General features: G+C 69.9%; 18 protein-coding genes. 6 read left to right on the plus strand and 12 right to left on the minus strand.

The genetic code is table 11. The features are described 5' to 3' along the window. Positions 1-6: 6 nt before the first annotated feature. Positions 7-1,503 carry a carboxylesterase/lipase family protein gene (locus tag ASF40_RS14055; RefSeq protein WP_082497076.1) on the minus strand — a complete coding sequence of 499 codons (1,497 nt, stop codon included), beginning with the start codon at positions 1,501-1,503 and terminating at the stop codon, positions 7-9. A gap of 133 nt (positions 1,504-1,636) precedes the next feature. Between ASF40_RS14055 and ASF40_RS14060 the strand changes: the two genes are divergently transcribed. Both ASF40_RS14060 and ASF40_RS14065 read left to right on the plus strand, forming a co-directional pair. Then, positions 1,637-2,818, plus strand: a complete 1,182-nt coding sequence (locus ASF40_RS14060) for an acyltransferase family protein (protein WP_200919492.1) — start codon at positions 1,637-1,639, stop codon at positions 2,816-2,818. A gap of 170 nt (positions 2,819-2,988) precedes the next feature. Continuing rightward, positions 2,989-4,191, plus strand: coding sequence for an oxygenase MpaB family protein (locus ASF40_RS14065; RefSeq protein ID WP_235560246.1), 1,203 nt, complete (start codon positions 2,989-2,991; stop codon positions 4,189-4,191). Between the two features lie 43 nt (positions 4,192-4,234). On the opposite strand, the gene ASF40_RS14070 is transcribed toward ASF40_RS14065, so the two are convergent. Beyond that, positions 4,235-5,083, minus strand: a complete 849-nt coding sequence (locus ASF40_RS14070) for an SDR family oxidoreductase (protein WP_056370147.1) — start codon at positions 5,081-5,083, stop codon at positions 4,235-4,237. A gap of 133 nt (positions 5,084-5,216) precedes the next feature. Between ASF40_RS14070 and ASF40_RS14075 the strand changes: the two genes are divergently transcribed. Then, positions 5,217-6,251: an isopenicillin N synthase family dioxygenase gene (locus tag ASF40_RS14075; protein WP_056370148.1), complete on the plus strand. Its 1,035-nt coding sequence runs from the start codon at positions 5,217-5,219 to the stop codon at positions 6,249-6,251. Positions 6,252-6,335: 84 nt separating this feature from the next. Here ASF40_RS14075 and rpsO read toward each other — a convergent pair whose 3' ends face one another. Further along, the gene (gene rpsO, locus ASF40_RS14080; protein WP_005048780.1) at positions 6,336-6,605 is read right to left on the minus strand and encodes a 30S ribosomal protein S15; all 270 of its coding nucleotides are present in this window, start codon (positions 6,603-6,605) and stop codon (positions 6,336-6,338) included. A gap of 176 nt (positions 6,606-6,781) precedes the next feature. On the opposite strand from rpsO, the gene ASF40_RS14085 reads away from it, so the two are divergent. Both ASF40_RS14085 and ASF40_RS14090 read left to right on the plus strand, forming a co-directional pair. Beyond that, on the plus strand, positions 6,782-8,092 hold the full coding sequence (locus ASF40_RS14085) for an MFS transporter (RefSeq protein ID WP_056370151.1): 1,311 nt from the start codon (positions 6,782-6,784) through the stop codon (positions 8,090-8,092). A gap of 96 nt (positions 8,093-8,188) precedes the next feature. Next, positions 8,189-9,136: a DMT family transporter gene (locus tag ASF40_RS14090; protein WP_056371465.1), complete on the plus strand. Its 948-nt coding sequence runs from the start codon at positions 8,189-8,191 to the stop codon at positions 9,134-9,136. A 34-nt stretch (positions 9,137-9,170) separates the two neighbouring features. Here ASF40_RS14090 and ASF40_RS14095 read toward each other — a convergent pair whose 3' ends face one another. The 3 genes from ASF40_RS14095 to ASF40_RS14105 all read right to left on the minus strand — a co-directional run bounded on the left by ASF40_RS14095 (position 9,171) and on the right by ASF40_RS14105 (position 11,705). Next, complete coding sequence (locus tag ASF40_RS14095) at positions 9,171-9,734, minus strand: YceI family protein (RefSeq protein WP_056370154.1); 564 nt, start codon at positions 9,732-9,734, stop codon at positions 9,171-9,173. Between the two features lie 189 nt (positions 9,735-9,923). Beyond that, on the minus strand, positions 9,924-10,292 hold the full coding sequence (locus tag ASF40_RS14100) for an FKBP-type peptidyl-prolyl cis-trans isomerase (RefSeq protein WP_056370156.1): 369 nt from the start codon (positions 10,290-10,292) through the stop codon (positions 9,924-9,926). Between the two features lie 186 nt (positions 10,293-10,478). Further along, on the minus strand, positions 10,479-11,705 hold the full coding sequence (locus ASF40_RS14105) for a PrsW family intramembrane metalloprotease (protein ID WP_056370157.1): 1,227 nt from the start codon (positions 11,703-11,705) through the stop codon (positions 10,479-10,481). An 86-nt stretch (positions 11,706-11,791) separates the two neighbouring features. Here ASF40_RS14105 and ASF40_RS14110 point away from each other — a divergent pair, with 86 nt between their 5' ends. Then, a complete protein-coding gene (locus ASF40_RS14110) occupies positions 11,792-12,655 on the plus strand; it encodes a fumarylacetoacetate hydrolase family protein (protein WP_056370159.1) in 864 nt (287 codons plus the stop codon). 99 nt (positions 12,656-12,754) lie between these two features. On the opposite strand, the gene ASF40_RS21505 is transcribed toward ASF40_RS14110, so the two are convergent. The 6 genes from ASF40_RS21505 to ASF40_RS14140 all read right to left on the minus strand — a co-directional run bounded on the left by ASF40_RS21505 (position 12,755) and on the right by ASF40_RS14140 (position 21,073). Next, a complete protein-coding gene (locus ASF40_RS21505) occupies positions 12,755-13,291 on the minus strand; it encodes a DUF4190 domain-containing protein (protein WP_235560247.1) in 537 nt (178 codons plus the stop codon). A 62-nt stretch (positions 13,292-13,353) separates the two neighbouring features. Next, positions 13,354-14,835 carry an aspartate ammonia-lyase gene (locus tag ASF40_RS14120; RefSeq protein WP_056370161.1) on the minus strand — a complete coding sequence of 494 codons (1,482 nt, stop codon included), beginning with the start codon at positions 14,833-14,835 and terminating at the stop codon, positions 13,354-13,356. 148 nt (positions 14,836-14,983) lie between these two features. Beyond that, positions 14,984-15,895 carry a phosphodiesterase gene (locus tag ASF40_RS14125; RefSeq protein ID WP_056370163.1) on the minus strand — a complete coding sequence of 304 codons (912 nt, stop codon included), beginning with the start codon at positions 15,893-15,895 and terminating at the stop codon, positions 14,984-14,986. A 10-nt stretch (positions 15,896-15,905) separates the two neighbouring features. Continuing rightward, positions 15,906-19,310 (minus strand): nSTAND1 domain-containing NTPase, encoded by a 3,405-nt coding sequence (locus ASF40_RS14130; RefSeq protein ID WP_056370166.1) that lies wholly within the window; start codon positions 19,308-19,310, stop codon positions 15,906-15,908. A 141-nt stretch (positions 19,311-19,451) separates the two neighbouring features. Continuing rightward, a complete protein-coding gene (locus tag ASF40_RS14135; protein ID WP_056370168.1) occupies positions 19,452-19,781 on the minus strand; it encodes a hypothetical protein in 330 nt (109 codons plus the stop codon). After that, the gene (locus ASF40_RS14140; protein ID WP_056370170.1) at positions 19,778-21,073 is read right to left on the minus strand and encodes an inorganic phosphate transporter; all 1,296 of its coding nucleotides are present in this window, start codon (positions 21,071-21,073) and stop codon (positions 19,778-19,780) included. Before ASF40_RS14140 ends, ASF40_RS14135 begins: the two co-directional genes overlap by 4 nt. Positions 21,074-21,116 lie beyond the last annotated feature (43 nt).

A 21,116-nucleotide genomic window follows, 5' to 3' on the forward strand; every position in this document is an offset into this window, starting at 1 on the left:
GCGAGACTACCCCTCGGGAAGACCGTCGAGCTCGTTCTGACGCGGCGCGTAGTCGATGTGCCCGCCGTCGGCATCGAACGCCTGCACCGGCCGCCGCGCCGACCATGCCTCCCAGCCCGGATCGCCGTCGACAACGAACGACACCCACGCTCGATGCATCGCGTCGGCGAGGGCCTGGGGCCCGTCCGGACCCCCGATGCCGATCGCGTCGGGCTCGCCGAGCCGGTCGAACACGAAGCCGAGCTCCATGACGTGCGCGGCGCCGAGCCCGTCGACGGGGCTCCGCCACCGGAACTCGTACACCCACGTCGGCGATTCCGTCGACTCGACCCGACTGTCGGCGAAGCGCGTGATCGGGCCGCGCAGCAGCATGTCGCCGATCACCTCGCCCAGCACCTCCCCCGGCTTCGCGTCGGGGCGGCGCGCGCGGTGAGCCCGCACGATCCGCGCCGGCACGCGCGCGGCCAGCCGCGCGACGGTCACCGTGAGCCAGCTCGCCTTGTCGACCGCCCCGGACGGGACGAGCCAGAGCCGGTACTCCTCGCTGGTGGAGCCGATCAGCACCGGGATGCCTCGACCCGCGCCCGCGAGCAGAGCATCGAGCGGGCTGCGAGGCACGGCCTCGCCCCCGATCACCAGCGCGACCGTCGGCCCGCCGCCGAGCGGGGAGCCGCCCGCGGCGAGCGCGGTCTGCTGCGAGACGAGCTCATCCGCAGGGACGCCGGAGAATCCCGCACGCGTGGTGGCGACCTTGAGGCGCTGCGCGATCTCGCGGGTCATACGGCCCGCCTTCTTGGGCGGCCGCGCCTCGAGCGGGCCGGACTGCAGGATCGCCCGGTCGAACAGCTCCTTCGCGTGCGGGAGGGCGAGGAGAGCCGTGAGCGTGTTGGCACCGGCCGAATGCCCCATGACCGTGACGCGGGCGGGGTCTCCACCGAAGGCGGCGATCTCGCGGCGCACCCAGCGCAGAGCGAGCTCCTGGTCGAGCACGCCGAGGTTCCGGGGCACGTCGTCGAGCACCGCGAAGCCCTCCTGGCCCAGCCGATACTGGATCGACGCGTACACGATGCCATGCCGCGCGAACCGCTCGCCGTCGTAGGTGGGGAGCGCGGTCGTGCCGCGCGTGAGCGCGCCGCCGTGCACGAACACCAGCACGGGCAGCGCGGCGTCCGGTGCGCGATCGGCGGGCGTCCACACGTTCACCGTGAGGATGTCGTCGCCGGGCACCTCGACGGAGGCGAGGTACTTCGCGATCGCCGGACTGTACGGACGCTGCGGCGCGGTCGGGCCGAAGGCCGAGGCATCCCGCTCCCCCACCCACGCCGCGGCAGGCTCGGGAGCCCGGAAGCGGCGCTCACCCACCGGCGGGGCGGCGTACGGGATGCCGAGGAAGCGGTCGAGCGCACCCTCCCGGGTTCCGCGGATCACCCCGGTGCTCACTGCGACGAAGGGCCGATCGGTCGCCGAGCTCGACCAGCCGGCGTGGGTCGCAGCATCCCTCATCGGTGAATCCCTCCCGGCGACCGCCGTCGGCACGCTCGCACTCAGATTCATCCAGCGTGGGACTCGGTGTCAAGCGAGAGCGCCGCCCGGCGCACGCGGCTAGTCTGGTCTGCGCCCCCGGCGAGAGGTGACGATGACCGGCAGCAGCGTTCCGCCCACGGCGACGACCACCACCCCGACGGGATCCATCGCCCGTCCGCGGCGGCGCACGCCGTTCTGGGACAACGCGCGCTTCGCGTGCATCGTGTTCGTGGTGCTCGGTCACGCCGTGCAGCGGCTGACGTACGACTCCGACATCGCGCTGGGCCTGTACCTCGTCATCTACGCGTTCCACATGCCGGCGTTCGCGATCATCTCGGGCTACTTCTCGAAGTCGGACGCCCCGACCAAGACGCAGATGGCACGCGTGATCACCGACATCCTGGTGCCGTACATCGTGTTCGAGGGACTGTGGACCCTCACCAAGTGGATCGTCGAGGGACAGGCGAACCCCAACATCACCCAGCCCTCCTGGACGCTGTGGTTCCTGCTCGCGCTCGGCATCTTCCGAGTCGTGCTCCCCTATCTGGCGCTGCTGCGCTGGCCGCTGCTGTGGACCATCGTGATCTCGATCGGCGCCGGCTACCTGCCGAACATCGGCTCGACGTTCTCGCTGTCGCGCACGCTCGGGCTGCTGCCGTTCTTCACGCTCGGCTGGTGGCTGCGCGAGCACGACGTCGTCGCACGGCTTCGACTCCTCGACCGCCGGCCCTGGTGGGTGCTGGCCGGCGCGCTCGGACTCTTCGCCGTCACCGGATGGGCGGCGTGGTTCTTCGTCGACGACTGGCGCGCGATGAACCTGCGCGAGTGGCTGTTCTACGACGAGAATTACGCGTCGATCGGCGGCACGCAGTGGTGGGCGGGCGGTGTGCGCCTCGCGCTGATGGTCGTGGCAGTGGTGCTGTCGACCGCGTTCTTCGCGCTCGTGCCGCGCGACACGCACTGGTGGACGCACTTCGGCCAGTACACGATGTACGTCTATCTGCTGCATTCGTTCGTGCTCTACCCGTTCCGCGAGAACGGCCTGCTGCGCAACGCCGAGCCGACGTGGCTGTGGCTGCCACTCGTGATCATCGGATCCGTGCTGATCGCTCTCGGGCTCGCGACGAAACCCGTGCGCCGCGTCTTCCGCCCGCTGGTCGAGCCGCGTCCGACCTGGCTGTTCGCCGATCGCACCCTCGCCCGCCGCGAGGGACGGCGCAACGATCCCACGGGATCGCGCCGGCCGCGGGAGGAACCGCGGATGCCCCGACCCGATCCGCGCCAGAACGGCTGACCCCGTTCCGAAACCCCTGGACATCAGGGGGTTGTGCGGCGCGCCCGCACCACATATGTTAACGGCGAATCACATTCGTCCTGGATGGATCGACACGCGGGAACCGGCGTCGAGGATGTCGCCGGGCGTGATCCGTCCCCCGTCGGGAAGCAGGTACCCCCATGCCCGAAATGACCAGACGTTCCGTCCTGACGCTGGGGGCCGCGCTCGGTCTCGCCGGCGTCGCCATCCCCACAGCGGCCTGGTCGTGGTCGCCCGCGGGGTCGGTGCTCGGCACCGGCTCCGGCGTCGATCCGCAGTGGGTGTGGGACGACGACCTCGACCGCATCATGGCCTCCGTCATCTCCAGCGGTCAGACCGCTGCGGTCAACGACGCGATCCTGCCGTGGGTCAACAACTGGCAGCCGGTGCCCACCGGCCTTCCGCCGGAGCTGGCAGGCTTCCTCCAGGGTTCGACCCAGCTGCCCTCCTGGGCCGACCGGACCAAGCTGCGCCGCGCGGCGGACTTCAACCGCCGCAAGGACACCTACCTCTTCATGATCTACGGAATCGGCGGCGGCATCATGAGCACCGTCATCCCGCGTGAGGCACGGTCCGTGTACCACTCGAAGGGCGGCGCCGACATGCAGGACCGCGCAGCGAAGACGTTCAGCTTCGGCTACGACCTGAGCGACATCAACGCGTTCGAGACGACGGGCGAGTTCATGGTGACCTCGAACAAGACGCGCATGGTGCACTCCGCCGTCCGCCACCTCCTGCCGCAGTCGCCGCACTGGCAGCAGAGCGGTCACGACGAGCAGATCCCGATCAGCAACCACGACATCCTCGTCACCTTCCACAGCACCGGCACCTTCGCGCACAAGAAGCTCAAGGAGTGGCGGGTGCCGATGTCGACGGCCGACCAGGACGCCTTCCTGCACTCGTGGCAGGTGGCGCTGCACTTCCTCGGCGTCCGCGACGAGTACATCCCCGCGACCTGGGACGCCGCACACGCCCAGGCCGCGCAGATCCTCACGCCCAAGCTCGCGTGGACGCCCGAGGGCCAGGAGCTCGCCGAGACGCTCCTCGGGCTCACTGCGCAGGTCGACCTCGGGGTCACGCGCGGCTTCCTCAACGAGTTCGTCCGCTACCAGCTCGGCAACGAGATCGGCGACTGGCTCGGCCTCCCCCGCGACTATGTGTCGGCCGCCACCATCCGGGTCGGCTGGCCGAGCTACATCGCGTTCCGCGAGGGGCTCCTTCCGCTCATGCCGGCGAACTTCTACCTGTTCGACCAGCTCCTCCGCGGCATCGCGATGGCCTTCCTGAACCGCGGCGCATCGGGGACGACCACCCCGATCACCATCCCCGACATGAACCGCCCCACCTCCTGAGGATCGCCGATGGCCGGGCCGCGCGCCCGGCCATCGTCCGGCGTCAGGGCCGCGGGGACGGGAACTGGGCGCGCAGCACACGCTCGAACGTCCGCTCCGGCAGCACGCGGCGCAGCGACAGCATGATCGTCGCCGACGGCGCGACCCGGTAGCGGGCCCGCGGCCGCTGAGACTCTGCTGCGCGCACCACGCGCTCGGCGACATCGCGCGGCGAGCAGGCGAGCCGGGCGCGCGGCCCCGCGTCCCACGTGAGCGTCAGCTCCGACACGCGGGCCGTGAAGTCCGCCCACTGCGGGTCGTCTTCGGAGCTGTCGCTGCGCCGCGCCGCCGAATGGCCGAACCCTGTCGTCACCATGCCGGGCGCGATGAGCGAGACCTCGATGCCGAAGGGCCGGAGCTCGTAGCGGAGGGCGTCGCTGAACGCCTCGAGCGCGTGCTTGGTGGCGGCGTACGATCCCATGCCCGGCATCATCCAGCGACCGTTCATCGAGCCGATGTTCACGATGCGCCCGGCGCCGCGCGTGCGCATGCCCGGGACCACGAGCTGCGTCAGGCTCAGCATGCCGAAGACGTTGGTCGCGAACATCCGCTCCACGTGTGCCACCGGCATGGCCGCCGTCGCGCCGAGCTCACTGATGCCGGCGTTGTTCACCAGCACGCCGACCGCGCCCTCGGCCGCCATGACCGCGTCGACGGCGGCGGCCCGCGAAGCCTCATCGGTCACGTCGAGCTCGAGGAGGCGGCATCCATGCCTCTCGAGATCCGCGATGGCGTCGAGACGGCGAGCCGTCGCGTAGACGCGCCAGCCGCGCCGGGCGAGGACGGATGCCGCCTGGCGGCCGATACCGGTGGAACAGCCGGTCACGAGCACGTTGCGTGGGGGACGCGTCATGCGTCCAGCAGACCGGACGACGGTCGCGGGCGCAACGGGTGCGCGTCAGCCGCCGATTCGGCATCGGCGCGGACCGCGCGAAACCGAAGGCAACAAACGGGACGGATGCGGCGCAGCCGCCTACTCTCGCACCATGACCGACCTCAACCTGCCGATCCTCGACCTCTCCCGGCTCGACGCGGGCCCGGAGGCAGCCGCGCAGTTCCGCAGCGACCTGCGCGCCGCGACCCACGACGTCGGCTTCTTCTACCTGACCGGCACGGGCGTGACCCCCGACCTGGAGGCGCGACTGCACCAGGCCGCGCGCGACTTCTTCGCCCTCCCCGAGGCCGACAAGCTCGCCATCGAGAACGTCAACAGCCCGCACTTCCGCGGGTACACCCGCGTCGGCGGCGAGCGCACGCAGGGCAAGGTCGACTGGCGCGAGCAGATCGATATCGGACCCGAACGCGAGGCGATCGCCGACCCGGCGGCCCCCGACTTCGCACGCCTCATCGGACCCAACCTCTGGCCGGCAGCCCAGCCCGAGCTGCGCGAGGTCGTCTCAGAGTGGCACGACCACCTGTCGGGGGTCGCGCGCAAGCTCCTGCGCGCGTGGGCGCTGTCGCTCGGCGCCGCGGAGAACTACTTCGACGAGCACTTCGGCGAGCCCTCGACGCTCATCAAGATCGTGCGCTACCCCGGCAAGGAGGACCCGACGCCGCAGCAGGGCGTCGGCGCCCACAAGGATTCCGGCGTGCTGACGCTCCTGTGGGTCGAACCGGGCAAGGGCGGCCTGCAGGTCGAGAGGGACGGAGAGTGGGTCGACGCTCCCCCGGTACCCGGTGCGTTCGTCGTCAACATCGGCGAGCTCCTCGAGTACGCGACGCAGGGCTACCTCATCGCGACGAAGCACCGCGTGATCTCTCCCCGCTCCCCCGACGACCGCATCTCGGTGCCGTTCTTCTTCAACCCGGCCCTCGACAAGCGCCTCCCGCTCATCGAGCTTCCGGCCGAGCTCGCGGCGCAGGCCCGCGGGGTCACGCAGGATCCGTCCAACCCGATCCATGCGCTGTACGGCGAGAACGCGCTGAAGTCGCGCCTGCGCGCGCACCCCGACGTGGCCGAGATCCACCACGCGGATCTGGTCGCCGCCCGGGTCGAGGCATCCGCTCGCCCGTCGCGTTGACGCGTCCGGGAATGACGAAGGCCTCCCCACACCGTAGGGAGGCCTTCCAAGAATGTTTTGCGCGATTGAACGCTGGTCGATGCCTTATCGACGGAGACCGAGGCGCTCGATGAGCGAGCGGTAACGGTTGATGTCGATGTCCTGCAGGTAACCCAGCAGGCGGCGGCGCTGACCGACGAGCAGGAACAGCCCACGACGCGAGTGGTGGTCGTGCTTGTGCTCCTTGAGGTGCTCGGTGAGGTCCTTGATGCGCTGCGTCAGCATCGCGACCTGCACCTCGGGGGATCCGGTGTCACCGGGGTGCGTCGCGTACTCTTCGATGATCGCCTTCTTGACGTCTGCTTCCAGTGCCATAGGTGATCCCCTCTCTGCTTGTTGCGCGGTGCTCGTCACCCGATGTGCGAGCTCTCTTTCTCCGCGGCCGATCCAACGGCAACCTGAAGAGTCTACCAGCGAACGGATGCCCCGGCGAACCGGCTGCCCCTGAGCCCGGGTACGCTCGAATCCGTGCAGGACACCGAGGCCGGCGAGTGAGCGCCGGAGAGCATCGCAGCCACTTCATCGACCTGCGGCCCTTCCGCGCCAGTCCCCCGTTCACGCGCATGTGGATCGGCTCGACGCTCGCCGGCCTCGGCGGGCAGCTCACGATCGTCGCGATCATGCTGCAGATGTACGACCTGACCGGGTCCACCTTCGCGGTGTCGATGATCGCGGTCGCGGGCCTCGTGCCGATGATCTTCGCCGGCATCTACGGCGGCATGCTCGCCGACGCCTTCGACCGCCGGGCGGTGGCCCTCATCGCCGCGACCGTCACGTTCGCCTCGACCGCGCTGCTCGCGGTGCTGACCTGGGCGCAACTCGAGACCGTGTGGTGGCTCTACGCGCTCAGCATCGTCAACTCGTCGGCGAACTCGATCGTGTTCGCCTCGCGCCAGGCGATCGTTCCGCGCCTGCTTCCGCGTGAGCTGCTGCCCGCGGCGTCGGCGCTGGGCGGCATCACGGTCGGGATCATGGTGATGGCGGGGCCCGCCCTCGCGGGCGTGCTGGTCGCGCTGACCGGCTACGCGTGGACCTACACACTCGACGTCGTGCTCATGACCTCGCTCTTCCTCGGGCTGTGGACCCTTCCGAATCTCCGCCCCGAGGGTGAGATCGTGCGGCCGGGCCTCGAGTCGCTCCGCGATGGCTGGCGCTTCCTGAAGCGCGCGTCGAACATCCGGCTCCAGTTCATCCTCGACATCATCGCGATGACGTTCGGCCAGCCGCTCTCGCTCTTCCCCGCGATCGGCGCGGTGCTGCTCGGCGGCGGGCCGATCACGACGGGCGTGCTGACCGCCTCGGTGGCGGCAGGCGCCTTCGCCTCCAGTCTGTTCTCGGGCCGGGTCGGCGGCATCCGGCGTCAGGGCGTCGGGATCGAGCGCGCGATCCTCGCGTACGGCAGCTCGATCGCCGCGCTGGGGCTCGTCCTGGGCGCCGCCGCGCTCGGGTGGTTCGCGCCGGACGGCGTGGACGCCGACACCCCGAACCTGGTGCTCATCGCACTCGCGTGCCTCGTGCTCGCGGTCTCGGGCGCCGCCGACAACATCAGCTCGATCTTCCGCAACACGATGGTGCAGTCCGCCGTGCCCGACACGATCCGCGGCCGCCTGCAGGGGATCTTCATCGTCGTGGTGACGGGCGGCCCGCGCCTCGGCGCCCTGTACGCGGGCACGCTGGCGACGCTCACCGCACTGTGGTTCCCGCCGCTGCTGGGCGGCTTCATCATCATCGGCCTGGTCGCGACGCTGGTGCGGCTCACGCCGCGGTTCCGCGCATACGACGCCGAGAATCCCGTCCCCTGAGCTGCGCCGTAGCCTGACGGCCGCACATCGGCGGATTTCGGACGTCGCATCCTCTCCCGGGCCCGGGCGTCGGCGGGTGGGCGTACGGTGGCGACCGTGACCTCGACAAGAACGGCTCCGCCGGCACTGCGTGCGCAGCGGCTGCCGTCCCCGCGCTGGATCACGGTGCAGTTCGTGCTCGCCGGGATCGTGTGGGGCGCGAGCTTCCTCTTCATGAAGGTGTCGCTCACCGGCATCTCCCCCGCGCAGGTCGCGTGGACCCGCATCCTCCTCGGCGCGCTGACCCTCGGCGCACTCGTCCTCCTGCGGCGTGAGCACCTGACCCGCAGCCTCAAGGTGTGGGCGCACCTGACCGTGCTCGGGCTCACGTTCTGCGTCATCCCGTTCCTGCTGTTCTCGTGGGCGCAGCAGCACGTCAGTTCGGGCGTCGCCAGCATCTTCAACGCGACCACGCCGATCATGACCGCGATCATGGCGTGGCTGGTCTTCCGCGTCGAGCGGCTCAAGGCCCTGCAGGTCCTCGGGATCGGCGTCGGCATCCTCGGCGTCGTGGTGATCATCGCCCCGTGGCAGGGCATCGCCCTCGACGGAAGCCTCGTCGCCGAGCTCGCCATCCTCGGTGCGACCGCGAGCTACGGCTTCAGCTTCGCCTACATGCGGCGCTTCGTCTCGAACACCGGGATGTCGGCGCTCGCATTCACGTTCGGCTACATCGCGATGGCCGGCGTCGTCATGGCACTGCTGACGCCGTTCCTCGTGCTGACGCCCGTGCGCCTCGACGTCCCGATCGTGGTGAGCCTGGTGCTCCTCGGGTGCCTCGGCACCGGCATCGCGTACGTGTGGAACCAGAACACCGTGCGCGCGTGGGGGCCGACGCGCGCCTCGACCGTGACCTACATCACCCCGGTCGTCGGCGTGATCCTCGGCATCCTGATCCTCGGCGAGACGATCACGTGGAACGAGCCGATCGGCGCGCTCGTCGTGTTCCTCGGCATCCTGCTCGCTCAGGATCGGCTGCGTGCGCGAAGAGCGGATGCCTCGTGATCGAGGCATCCGCTCTTCTTCCGCATGCGGAAGGTCAGTCCTGCTGGAGCGCGCCCTGCAGGTCGAGCGTGATGGTGACGTCCTTGCCGACCAGCACTCCACCGGTCTCGAGGGCGGCATTCCAGGTGAGGCCGAAGTCCTCGCGGTTCACGACCGTCTTCGCCGTCGCGCCCGCCTTGTAGTTGCCCCAGGGGTCGGTGCCGAAGCCGCCGAACTCGAACTCGAACGACACGGGCTTGGTGACGCCGCGGATGGTGAGGTCGCCGTCCACGAAGAACTCGCCGTCCTTCACGTGGGCGCCGGTCGAGACGAACTCCATGGTGGGGTGGTTCTCGACGTCGAAGAAGTCAGCGGAGCGCAGGTGGTTGTCGCGGCCCTCGTCCTTGGTGTCGACGGAGGTGACGTCGACCGATGCCTCCACCTTGGCGTCGAGCGGGTTCTCGGGGGCGACGAGGGTCGCGCTCTTCATGCCGAAGGTGCCGCGCACCTTCGAGATCATCATGTGGCGCACGCTGAAGGTGACCTCGCTGTGCGCGGGGTCGAGCACCCAGGTGCCCGCCTTGTAGCCGGGAACGTCGATCGTGGTGGAGTCGGTCATGGTCGTCCTTCGTGTTTCAGGTCCGTGTGGGGCCGCCCGAGGGGACGGGCATACGTGGTCCAACACAGCCTCGCAGATGTTCTATTCCCGTGAATGCAAATTACGCGCGAACTCCTGGGAACGAAGGAGGGACGGATGCCGCAGCATCCGTCCCTCCGGACGATCGGGGTGGGTCAGGCTTCGACGAGCTCAGCCGACCTTGATGAGGTCGATGACGAAGATGAGCGTCTTGCCGCCGAGGAAGTGGCCGCCGGCCGGACCGTAAGCGAGGTGCGGCGGGATGACGAGCTCGCGGCGACCGCCCTCCTTCATGCCCGGGATGCCGTCCTGCCAGCCCTGGATGAGGCCGCGGAGCGGGAACTGGATGCTCTCGCCGCGGTTCCACGACGAGTCGAACTCTTCGCCGGTCTCGTACTCGACGCCCACGTAGTGGACGGTCACGGTGTCGCCGGGCTTCGCCTCGGCACCCTCACCCACGACGATGTCGCGGACGACGAGGTCGGCCGGCGCCGGGCCGGCGGGTGCGTCGATCTCGGGCTTGGTACGGTCGTCAGTCATGCCTCCATCCAACCATCCGAAGTCCGCGAGCGCCGAGCGAGTTCGCCGTCAGGGGAACCGCCGGGGTTCTCTTGACACCCGCGCAGCCCGCCCGGCATGCTGGGGGCAGACCAACTCAGCGCTCGGTTGACACGCAGGCATCGCCGCGGCACCGAGCGCTGAGTCTTTGTCTCCGGGGTTCTCCGGTCACGGCGCGAACATCGCGGTGCGGGTCGCGGCGGTCTTCGCGAGCAGGTCCCGCTCCTCGCCCGCCGCCTGCGGATCACGCCCGGTGATCGCCCGTTGACGCGTCGCGGCGAGGGCCGTGGCATCGGTGATGAAGGTCTTCATGAGCGCCGTGCGGTCCCCCCGCAGCGTCCGCGCCCACGCGAGGGCGGCCTTGCGCCCCGCCGAGGTCGCGAGCATGTCGACCTCCTGCGGGGTGAACCAGCCGGCCGACGCGTACTCGCCGAGCCGGCGTCGCGTGAGCCGCGACTCCTCTCGCCGGAGCGCCACGACACCGAGGATGAACCCGATGAAGAGCGGCACCTGCAGCGTCAGGTAGAGGAAGAAGAAGTCCCCGAACATGGCGGAGCCGTTCCAGAACGCGTGCAGCGCGATCGCGCCCGCCAGCCCGAGCAGCCCGGGGCCGATCGCCTGACCGGTCGACAGCCCGCGGCGCGCGGCGAGACCGAGCGCGAAGCCGGTGACGCTCGTGAACATGACATGGGCGAACGGCGACAGGATGCCGCGCAGGAAGAACGTCGTGGTGGTCTCGGTCGCACCGCCCTCGATGAAGCTCACGGCGAAGTACTGGATGTTCTCGGTGAACGCGAAGCCGGCACCGACCAGCGCGCCGTAGACGATGCCGTCGATCGGGCCGTCGAACGCGCGCCGGGCGGTCGCGAAGATGAGGAAGACGCCGAGTCCCTTCGCGAACTCCTCGACGACCGGTGCCTGGACGACGGTCTGCAGCACCTCACGGGACCCGGTCGCCGGGCCGAACACCATCGACAGCAGCAGGTCGACGCCGAGCGCGATGCCGACGGCGGCGATCGCACCCCACGCGATCGCGAGGATGAGCAGTCCGCGGGGCTCGGGTTCCCAGCGGTCGACGATGCGCACCGCGAAGAGAACGCCGACGAGCGGCACCACCGCCAGCACCATCCCGATGAGCGACGCCGCCGGGCCGAGCGCGGTCAGGAAGTAGGCCACCAGCACGATCAGCACGAGCACGAGGATGCCGATGATCCAGACCGACGCACCGCGTCCGCGATGCGACGCGGCGGCGGTCGGGATCTGCACGGGTGCGGGTGCGGATGACGGGGGCGTGATCGCCGCGGGGGCCGCGACGCGGGGCTGCGCGAGCGCGGAGGCGAACTCCGGCGGCGTGAGCGAGGGCCGGGGGCGGGAGGCACCGGGGTCGAGCGTCATGCGCACAGCCTATGGGTGCAGAACGCTCACCCGTCATCAGGGCTGTGGACGGCCCGCGCGCGCATCCCGGCGGCTAGGTTGGGGGCATGCGCTTCGCCCATGTCGTGCCACCGGAGTCGGGCGAGCCGAGGCTCGCACTCGTCGATGGCGACGAGGTGGCGATCGTCGAGGAGCTGTTCGACGGAGCGCCCCGCGTGCTCGAGGAGCTCATCGCCGGTGGCGACGAGCTGCTCGCACGCGTGCGGGATGCCGCCGACCGTGGCACGCGGCATCCGATCGAGGGGCTGGGCTTCGCGTCCGCGGTGCTCGCGCCCCCGGTGATCCTCGCGATCGGCCTCAACTACGCCGCGCACTCGAGCGAGCTCGGGCTGAAGACGGACTCGACGCCGACGGTGTTCGTGCTCTGGCCGAACTCGCTCGCCGGGCACGACCACACCACGATCTGGCCGCGGTCCCTCAGCGAGTCCGTCGACTACGAGGCCGAGCTGGGCGTCATCATCGGCACTCCCGCGAAGGACGTCTCCCCCGAGGACGCGCTCGACCACGTCTGGGGCTACACGGTGGTCAACGACATCACCGCGCGCGACATCCAGTACTCCGAGGCGCAGTGGTCGCGCTGCAAGTCCTTCGACGGCTTCACGCCGACCGGTCCTTTCGTGATCACCGCCGACGAAGTGCCCGACCCGCAGGATCTCCACATCTGGACGGTGCTCGACGGCACGACGCTGCAGGATGCGACCACGGGTCAGATGGTGCGCCCGGTCGCCACGCTCATCTCGCATCTGTCGAAGTCGGCCACGCTGCTGCCGGGGACGCTCATCTCGACGGGCAGCCCGGGCGGCGCCGGGTACTCGCGGGACCCGCAGGTGTTCCTGCGCGACCGCTCCACCGTCACCGTCGGGATCGACGGCATCGGCGCGCTCACCACGCACTGCCGCATCCTCGACTGATTTCCTCCCGCGGCGCGGGTGTGGAGGCGGATCGCCGCTCCCGCCGCGTACGACGAACGGCGGGCGCCCCGTGGGGCACCCGCCGTCTGCGATGTCAGGTCAATTCGAGACCGTGGCGCAGTCGACCGGCAGACCGCGGACCTCGACGGTCCCGGTGAAGCCGGCCTCCTGGCACGCCTGCAGCACTTCCCCGGAGAAGGTCAGCAGCGGGAGCACGATCGCGAAAAACAGGATAATGCCGAGGAGCATCAGCACCGCCGAGATGATGATCGCGGCTACAGCCCAGCCGTTTTTGACGCCCGCCTTGCGGCTCTGCACGAGTGCCACGATGCCGAGGATGAGCGCCACGAGCTGGACGAAGAACGACAGCACGAACGCGACGATGCCGAGCGTCTTGCCGGGCACCGGGCCGTCGGCCGGGGCGCCGTACGCGGCGGGCGGAGCCGAGCCGTACGCGGGCGAGGCGGCCGGGTAGGAGGGCGGAGCCGCCCCGTACTCGGGTCGAGGAGCCGGCGGCGGGTAGTCCGATGGTCCCGTGCCGGACGGGGCGTCGGCGGCGGGCGGCTGAGGCGCAGTGGGCTGCGACGCGGGCTGCTGCGGCGGCTCGGGTGCGGCCGGGTTCTGCGGATCGGTCATTTCTCGCCTTTCGTTCGAGTCTCCCTGACGTTATCGATCGGGAGCCGCCCGCGGCAACCGGCTCAGCGCGTGTCTGCCGGCGCCTCCTCGACGACGTCCTCGGGCGCCGCCACGACCGGGATCGCGGCGGTGATGGTTTCGAGTCCCGAAAGGCGGGCGGGCGAGAGCTGCTTGACGACTTCCTCGCGCGACATGAGGCCCGCCTCGACGACGAGGTCGGCGACGCCGTGCCCGGTCAGCAGGGCGGTCTTGGCGAGGGCTGCGGCCGCCGCGTAGCCGATGAACGGGGTGAGTGCGGTGATCACGCCGACGGACGAGCCGACCATCGCACCGAGCCGCTCGCGGTTCGCGGTGATGCCGTCGACGCAGTTGACACGCAGGGTGTACATCGCCTGACGCAGCCACGTGATCGACTGGAAGATCGAGTGCGCGATGACGGGCTCGAACGCGTTCAGCTGCAGCTGCCCGCCCTCGACCGCCATCGTGACGGTGAGGTCGGCGCCTGCGACCGAGAACGCGACCTGGTTGACGACCTCGGGGATGACGGGGTTCACCTTGCCGGGCATGATGCTGGACCCCGCCTGCCGCGCGGGCAGGTTGATCTCGCCGAATCCGGCCTGGGGGCCGGACGACAGCAGTCGCAAGTCGTTGCAGATCTTCGACAGCTTGATCGCGTTGCGCTTGAGCGACGCCGAGAACGACATGAACGAGCCGGTGTCGCTGGTCGCCTCGACCAGGTCGGAGGCGGTGTCGAGGTCGAGGCCCGAGATCTCGCGCAGGTGGCGCAGCACGGCCTTCGCGTACGCGGGATGCGTCGTGATGCCGGTGCCGATCGCGGTCGCACCCATGTTGACCTCGTACAGGAGGTAGGCATTCTCGGTGAGGCGCTGGTGATCGTAGCCGAGTGTCGTGGCGAACCCGTGGAATTCCTGGCCGAGCGTCATCGGCACCGCGTCCTGCAGCTGGGTGCGGCCGACCTTCAGCACGTCGTGGAACTCGACCGCCTTCGCCAGGAACGCGCGGCGCAGCAGGTCGAGCTCCTCGAGCAGCGTCTTCAGGTCGAGACCCAGGCCCACCTTGATGGCGGTCGGATAGACGTCGTTCGTCGACTGGCTGCGGTTGGTGTCGTCGATCGGCGACAGGAAGTCGTAGTCGCCCTTGGGGCGTCCGGCGAGCTCGAGCGCGATGTTGGTGATGACCTCGTTCGCGTTCATATTGGTCGACGTGCCGGCGCCGCCCTGGATCACGCCCACGACGAACTGGTCGTGGTAGTCGCCGTCGATGACCAGCTGCGAGGCACGGTCGATGAGGTCCGCCTTGGCGGGGTCGAGCACCCCGATCTCGCGATTCGCGCGGGCCGACGCCTGCTTCACCATCGCGAGCGCCCGCACCAGGTCGGGGTAGACCGAGATCGGCCTCTTCGAGATCGGGAAGTTCTCGAGCGCGCGGGCGGTGTGGATGCCCCAATACGCGTCGGAGGGGATCTCCAGGGATCCCAGGGAGTCGGTCTCGATGCGGGTTCGCGTCATTGCGTCCAGAGCCATGTGTTGCAGTCCTCGTGGGTCGTTCACAGCGGTGTGCGGGATGCTTCGAGCCTACCCGCGGGGCCCGCCCACCGGGTTGTACACGGCGTACACCCGGCTCCGCCTCCACGTACATGACGGCGGTCAGCATTCGGTGAGGAGACCGCCGTCAGCGGCGCTTGCGTGAGAACGCCTCGAGTCGCTCCTCTGGCGTGAGTCGCGACATCCGCTCGACCCATTCGGCGGAGAAGACATCGCCGGTCGGCGCGTCGACGACGGGCACGACGGCGTGGGTGATCGTGTCGTCGTAGACGTGCACGAGGTGGAACGACTGGCCGGCGTCCATGCCGTTGACGTCCGCCGCGGGGCGCGCCAGGTTCATCGTGTAGCAGGTGGCTGCAGCCACGCTCACCGGGACGCCCGCGAACGTGCCGCTCGTCGAGTAGTGCAGGTGGCCCGCGAGGATCGCGCGCACATCGGTGCCGGCGATCACGTCGGCGAGTCGCCCCTGTTCCCGAAGCTCGAGGATGTCGAACAGCGGCACGTGCGACGGCAGCGGCGGGTGGTGCAGCGCAAGGATCGTGCCCAGCGGCGCCGGCGTCGCGAGCTCACGGCGCAGCCACTCGAGCTGCCCGTGGTCGAGATCGCCGTGATGCCAGCCGGGCACCGTCGAGTCGAGACCGATCAGCCGCAGCCCGCCGAGATCCCATACGCCGGTCACGGGCTCCTCGGTCGGCTCCAGCCCGAGGAGGTCGCGCCGCAGCGCCGGGCGCTCGTCGTGGTTGCCGGCGACCCACACCACCGGGGCTCCCAGTCGCTCCGCCACCGGCCCCACCGCGGCGCGCAGAGCGGTGTACGCCTCGGGCTCGCCGAGATCCGTCAAGTCGCCGGTGAACACGATCGCGTCGGGACGGATGCCGGTGGCCTCTGCCGCCTCGAGCGTCCGGGCGAGGTTCGCCGCGGTGTCGAAACGGCCGCCGAGCGGCGCGTTGCCCGCGAGCAGGTGCGTGTCGCTCACGTGCAGCAGCGTGCGCCGCGCAGGCGGGTACTGACCGAACTGGACGGGTGCGGCGGTGGCCATGCGGCCGAGTCTATTCGGGCAGCGCGGACGGAGCGCCCTTCGAGCAAGCGGGGTCATGTGGTCGGTCCGCGAAGACCTCCTGCCACTCTTCCTCGCTGAGGCCGCGCCCGGCGATCGCACAAGCCCGTTCGACCCAGATGTCAGGGTCGTCGGCGGAGACCCTCACGTGCCCGCCGTTAGGGAGAGCGTAGGTGAGGGCGCGCTCATCCCTCAGGGAAGGCTGGCCGCTGAGATCCCGAATCACGCGGAACGACTCGGTCCAATCGTCCAGCGCCCAGGTGAACAGTGCTCCGTCCTTGCCTGCCGTCACAAGTTCGCCCGTCGAACGGAACGCCAGCGCCCGGACGATGCCGCGATGGCCGGCGAGGACCTCCAGCAGGTCGCCGGTGCGCGCTCGCCAGAGCCACGCTCGGTCCCCCGAGGCGGTGGCGACGTCGGTGCCGTCGGGGCTGAATGCGCCGTCCACGACGTCGGCATCCATCTCGAGAAGACGGGACCGAGACGGATCCGCGAGGTCGACGATGCGCGCCGCCTGGCGGCCCTCGCGCAGGAGAAGGGTCTGCCCGTCGGGGCTGACCGCGAGCAGACCGTCGCCTTCGATCTCGTCGAGGAGCGCGCCGTCCGCCGTATCGAAAACGGCGGTCGGGCCGAATCCGCTCGCGTACAGCCGCGTGCCATCGGCGGAGAACCGCACGCGTCCGAACGAGTTCGCCCAGCTCGGTGGTCCTGGGTTGGTCCCCGCCTGCGGGAGCCGGAGCAGCAGCGGCTCGTCCGGCGTGTCGACCCGCCAGACGGCGACGTTCGCACCTTCCGCCATCCACGGGAGCGGCGCGATCATCGCCGCCAGCGACTCGTCGCGCGAGTACTCGATGTCGAGCACCTCCGAACCGAACACGGGAAACGTCAGCTCGCGAGCACTCCCGCGGCCGATGTCGAAAGTGCGGAGGTCGGGCGCCTCGCACCAGCCGCTGCCCCCGCAGTCGCCCTGCATCACGCTCAGCGCGATCCCCCCGCCGGGTCCCTCGGCGGCGTCCAGGACGATCCCTCCCCCGACATCGGCGACGGCGATCGGGGCTCGCTCATCGAGGTCGATGACACCGGCGGTGATCGTGTCGTCGATGACCAGCACAGTGGAGTCGTCGCGACCGAGCATCATCGTCTCGATGCCCATGTTGTCGCCCAGTCGCGTCACGCTCGCGATGCGCGGGCTGCGCTCCATGATGTCCAGGAGAGACCTGCGTGTCGCCGGCGCATCCCAGAGGCGGATCGCCTCCACCGCCATGAGGAGCGCGCGTTCGTACACGGGCTCCGCGGCGGCGAGAGCGGCGACCCGACGCGCATCGTCCATCACGGCCCGCTCGTTGGCCACCGACGTCTGCACCGCCGCGAGGGCCCCCGCCGCGAGCGCCACCACGGCGAGCGCGGCGGTCGCGCCGGCCAGCCAACGCAGGCGCCGGACGGAGCGTCGCTCCCGCTGCAGCTGATCCCGCGTGGCATCGAGATCAGCCGCATCTCGCTCGACCGAGGCGTCCAGGAACGCGACCTCGACCGGGGCGAGCACCGGCTGCGCCGACTCCCGCCACTGAACGGCGGCGCTCAGTCGGCCGCCACGGTAGAGCTCGCTGTCGGGTCGACTCATCTCCTCCCATGCGGTCGCTGCGGCGTTGAGATGACGCATGGTCCGCTGCCCCTCGACATCGTCGGCGAGCCACTCCTGCAGACGGGGCCATTCACGGGCGACAGCCTCGTGCGCCAGCTGGAAGGAGTCCTCGTCGCTGGTCACCAGGCGGGCATCCACCAACCGCTCGGCCACGCGCGCGTGAGACTCGTCGACCGCGACCGTCGCGCGGTCCACACGCTGACAGATGACTCCACCGCCGCGGGAAGGCTCCACGAGCCGGAGCAGGATGTCGCGTGCCAGTCCTGCGCCCTCGTGCGACAGATCAGCGAACATCTCCTCGGCCGTCTGCGCGACGGCGCCGTCGATCTCCCCCGACGCGTGGTAGCCGTCGATGCTCAGCACCCGTCCCTCGCGTCGCTGCCACACCTGGTACAGCGCGTGCGACAGAAGCGGCAGACTCCGCCCGTCCGCGTCACGCACCAGGACTTCCACCAGCCCCGGCTCGAGGATGAGTCCTGCCTGCCGCGCGGGCTTCTCGATCGCTGCACGCAGACCGTCAGCCGAGAGCGGACCCAGCATCATCAGGTGAGACTGGATGAGCCCCGCGAAGCCGTGGTGGTCGGCGAGATCGCCCAGCCGGTCCGCGCGGATCACCATCACGAGCGGACCCTGGAACACCAGTCGGCCCATTTCCTCGAAGAACCGACGGGTCTGATCCCGATCGTCGATCGCGAACGCCTGCTCGCACTGGTCGACGATCAACAGCGACTCGCCGTCATGCCGCGTGAGCTCGCGCAGCACCTCGAGCGGACGCTCTCCGGGCGTGACGACCGTCACCCGCCTGCCGCGCGCCGCGTAGTGCGCTGCGATCCCGGCGCGGACGAACGACGACTTTCCGACCCCCGACGACCCCGAGACGACCAGCACGGCGTGCCGTTCCAGCTCCTGAAGCGCGCGGTCGAGCTCGTCTTCACGCCCGAAATAGCGCTCCCCGTCGTCCGCGCCGGCGGGTGGGAGGCCGAAGTACGGACACTCCGCGCTCGCCGTGCGAAACGCGGCCGCCGACTGCAGTTCGGGGTCCTGCCGGAGGATCGCCTGCTCGAGCGTGGCGAGCTCGGCGCACGGGTCGAGGCCGAGCTCGGTCGCGAGCAGCTCGCGTCCACGACGGATCGTGGCGAGTGCGTCCGCCTGACGTCCCTGGCGATACTGCGCGAGCCCGAGGATCACCCAGCGGCGCTCCCGCATCGGCGATTCCGCGACACGGGCGCGCGCTTCGGCGGCCGCGTCGACCAGGTCACCCGACTGCAACCGCGCCTCCAGCAGAGATTCCTCCGCCGCAAGGCGGATCTCGTCCAGCCGATCGGACTCGATGCGCGCGGGCTCCCAATCCTGCAGCTCGGCGAACGGCTGTCCTCGCCAGAATCCGAGTGCCTCCGAGAGAGAGTGGGCCGCGCGATCCGGCTCATTCAACTCGAGCAGCCGCGAGCCGCGCTCGACGAGCCGCACGAATTGCGCGGCGTCGAGTTCGACCGCCGCGGGTGCGAGGGTGTACCCGGCCGCCGTCGTTGCGATCGCGGCTTTCGGCAGTTCTCTGCGCAGACGCATGATGCAGCCCGGGATCACCTTCGACCACGACGCGGGCAGCGCGTCACCCCACACCGCGGTCGCGATCGCCTCGACTGTGACCGCTCTGCCGATCCGTGCGGCGAGTGCTCCCAGCACGAGACGATCACGAGGGGGGAGCGCGATCCGGCCTTCGTCGAGTGTCAACGCCCCCAGTACACGGAGGTCCATGACGACACTGTGAAACTCGCGCCGGTATCCGTCAAGGACCCCGATATCAGGCTGATACCCGCGCGAGCTCGACCGATATCAGATTGATAGATGCTGCTCGCGGAATGACGATGCCGGCGGCCTGGTTGCAGGCATCCGTCCTCAGTGGTTGAAGATGATGAGCAGCAGTCCGCCGAGCACGGCCGCGGCGCAGACCGCGAAGCACGCGTAGGCGCCTGCGAGCGCGAACCGCTTCTGGCCGACGGTCAGCGGGCTGCGCTTGGCCGCCTTCGCGGCGGCCTTCTCGGCGCGCCGCGCCTCCTTCTCGGAGATGACGGTGATGGCGTCGGTGAACTCCGCGGGGGCCACCACGGGAGCGCGGCCGGCGCGGACGAGCAGTCGCAGGCCGAGCGCGTAGAAGGAGACGACCACGATGGCCGAGATGAACGCCGCGAGGAACACCTGAACGAAGGCGAGCCAGTTGATGATCATCGCGGGCCTCCGTCCTTCGGACGGTTCTCGGATCGCCCGGCCGCCTTGGCGGCCTTCTTCGCGGCCGCTTCCACCGCGGCCACGCGCCGCGCCTCGTCGCGCGCGAGCGCGCGCTGTCGGCGCGTGGGCGGCGGGTTGCGCTTGACCTTGACGGCCCGACCGGAGTCTGCCACTTCGCTCATCGCGTTCGACGCCGTGACCTCGTCGCGGCGCGAGCGCATGAAGAGGAAGAGGATGATGACGACGGCGAGGACCGCGTCGATGATGACGCCCCACACCGGCAGCCACACCACAATGAGCGCGGCAGCGGCGCCGACGGCGCCCGCGGCCGGGAGCGTGAGGATCCAGCCGACCATGATCCGGCCCGCGGTGCGCCACCGCACCTGGGAGCCGCGACGACCGAGGCCCGAGCCGATGACCGACCCCGAGGCGACCTGCGTGGTCGACAGCGCGAAGCCGAGGGCGCTCGAGGCGAGGATCGTGGACGCCGTCGACGCCTCGGCCGAGAAGCCCTGCGCCGGCTTGACCTCGGTGAGGCCCTTGCCGAGGGTGCGGATGATGCGCCAGCCGCCCATGTAGGTGCCGAGTGCGATCGTGATCGCGCACGCGAACACCACCCAAGTCTGCGGCTCAGGGTTCGAGGCCGACTGCAGACCCGAGGTGATGAGGAGGAGGGTGATGATGCCCATCGTCTTCTGCGCGTCGTTCGTGCCGTGAGCGAGGGCCACCAGCGACGACGTGAAGATCTGGCCGAACCGGAATCCGTCGCGGCCGTCGGGCTTGCTGTCGTAGCGGCGCGTGAGGACGTACGCGAGTTTCGTGGCGGTGAACGCGATGACGCCGGCCGTGACGGGCGCGATGAACGCCGGGAGGATCACCTTCGACATCACCACGCCGAAGTTGACGGCGGTGAAGCCGACGCCCACGATCGTCGCGCCGATCAGGCCGCCGAAGAGAGCGTGCGACGACGACGACGGAAGGCCCAGCAGCCACGTGAGCATGTTCCACGTGATGGCGCCGATCAGGCCGGCGAGGATGATCTCCGGGAAGATGTCGTGGGAGATCTGCTCCTCGTTGATGATCCCGCCCGAGATCGTCTGGGCGACCTCCGTCGACAGGAACGCGCCGACCAGGTTCAGGACGGCGGCGAGGAGCACTGCGGTCTTGGGCTTGAGCGCGCCGGTGGCGATGGGCGTCGCCATCGCGTTCGCGGTGTCGTGGAAGCCGTTCGTGAAGTCGAAGAACAGCGCCAGCGCGATCACCAGAACGATGATGAGGGTTGCGGTTTCCACCGTTCGCTTTCGGGGAGGAGGAGTGGAGAAAGAGTGTGCCGAC

Source organism: Microbacterium sp. Leaf288 (genome assembly GCF_001422925.1).
GTDB lineage: Bacteria > Actinomycetota > Actinomycetes > Actinomycetales > Microbacteriaceae > Microbacterium.

What these genes read in the sequence shown, in the direction of transcription:
- ASF40_RS14055 (WP_082497076.1), bottom strand. Translation starts at nt 1,503, where the DNA reads ATGAGGGATGCTGCGACCCACGCCGGCTGGTCGAGCTCGGCGACCGAT.
- ASF40_RS14060 (WP_200919492.1), top strand. Translation starts at nt 1,637, where the DNA reads ATGACCGGCAGCAGCGTTCCGCCCACGGCGACGACCACCACCCCGACG.
- ASF40_RS14065 (WP_235560246.1), top strand. Translation starts at nt 2,989, where the DNA reads ATGACCAGACGTTCCGTCCTGACGCTGGGGGCCGCGCTCGGTCTCGCC.
- ASF40_RS14070 (WP_056370147.1), bottom strand. Translation starts at nt 5,083, where the DNA reads ATGACGCGTCCCCCACGCAACGTGCTCGTGACCGGCTGTTCCACCGGT.
- ASF40_RS14075 (WP_056370148.1), top strand. Translation starts at nt 5,217, where the DNA reads ATGACCGACCTCAACCTGCCGATCCTCGACCTCTCCCGGCTCGACGCG.
- rpsO (WP_005048780.1), bottom strand. Translation starts at nt 6,605, where the DNA reads ATGGCACTGGAAGCAGACGTCAAGAAGGCGATCATCGAAGAGTACGCG.
- ASF40_RS14095 (WP_056370154.1), bottom strand. Translation starts at nt 9,734, where the DNA reads ATGACCGACTCCACCACGATCGACGTTCCCGGCTACAAGGCGGGCACC.
- ASF40_RS14100 (WP_056370156.1), bottom strand. Translation starts at nt 10,292, where the DNA reads ATGACTGACGACCGTACCAAGCCCGAGATCGACGCACCCGCCGGCCCG.
- ASF40_RS14105 (WP_056370157.1), bottom strand. Translation starts at nt 11,705, where the DNA reads ATGACGCTCGACCCCGGTGCCTCCCGCCCCCGGCCCTCGCTCACGCCG.
- ASF40_RS14110 (WP_056370159.1), top strand. Translation starts at nt 11,792, where the DNA reads ATGCGCTTCGCCCATGTCGTGCCACCGGAGTCGGGCGAGCCGAGGCTC.
- ASF40_RS21505 (WP_235560247.1), bottom strand. Translation starts at nt 13,291, where the DNA reads ATGACCGATCCGCAGAACCCGGCCGCACCCGAGCCGCCGCAGCAGCCC.
- ASF40_RS14120 (WP_056370161.1), bottom strand. Translation starts at nt 14,835, where the DNA reads ATGGCTCTGGACGCAATGACGCGAACCCGCATCGAGACCGACTCCCTG.
- ASF40_RS14125 (WP_056370163.1), bottom strand. Translation starts at nt 15,895, where the DNA reads ATGGCCACCGCCGCACCCGTCCAGTTCGGTCAGTACCCGCCTGCGCGG.
- ASF40_RS14130 (WP_056370166.1), bottom strand. Translation starts at nt 19,310, where the DNA reads ATGGACCTCCGTGTACTGGGGGCGTTGACACTCGACGAAGGCCGGATC.
- ASF40_RS14135 (WP_056370168.1), bottom strand. Translation starts at nt 19,781, where the DNA reads ATGATCATCAACTGGCTCGCCTTCGTTCAGGTGTTCCTCGCGGCGTTC.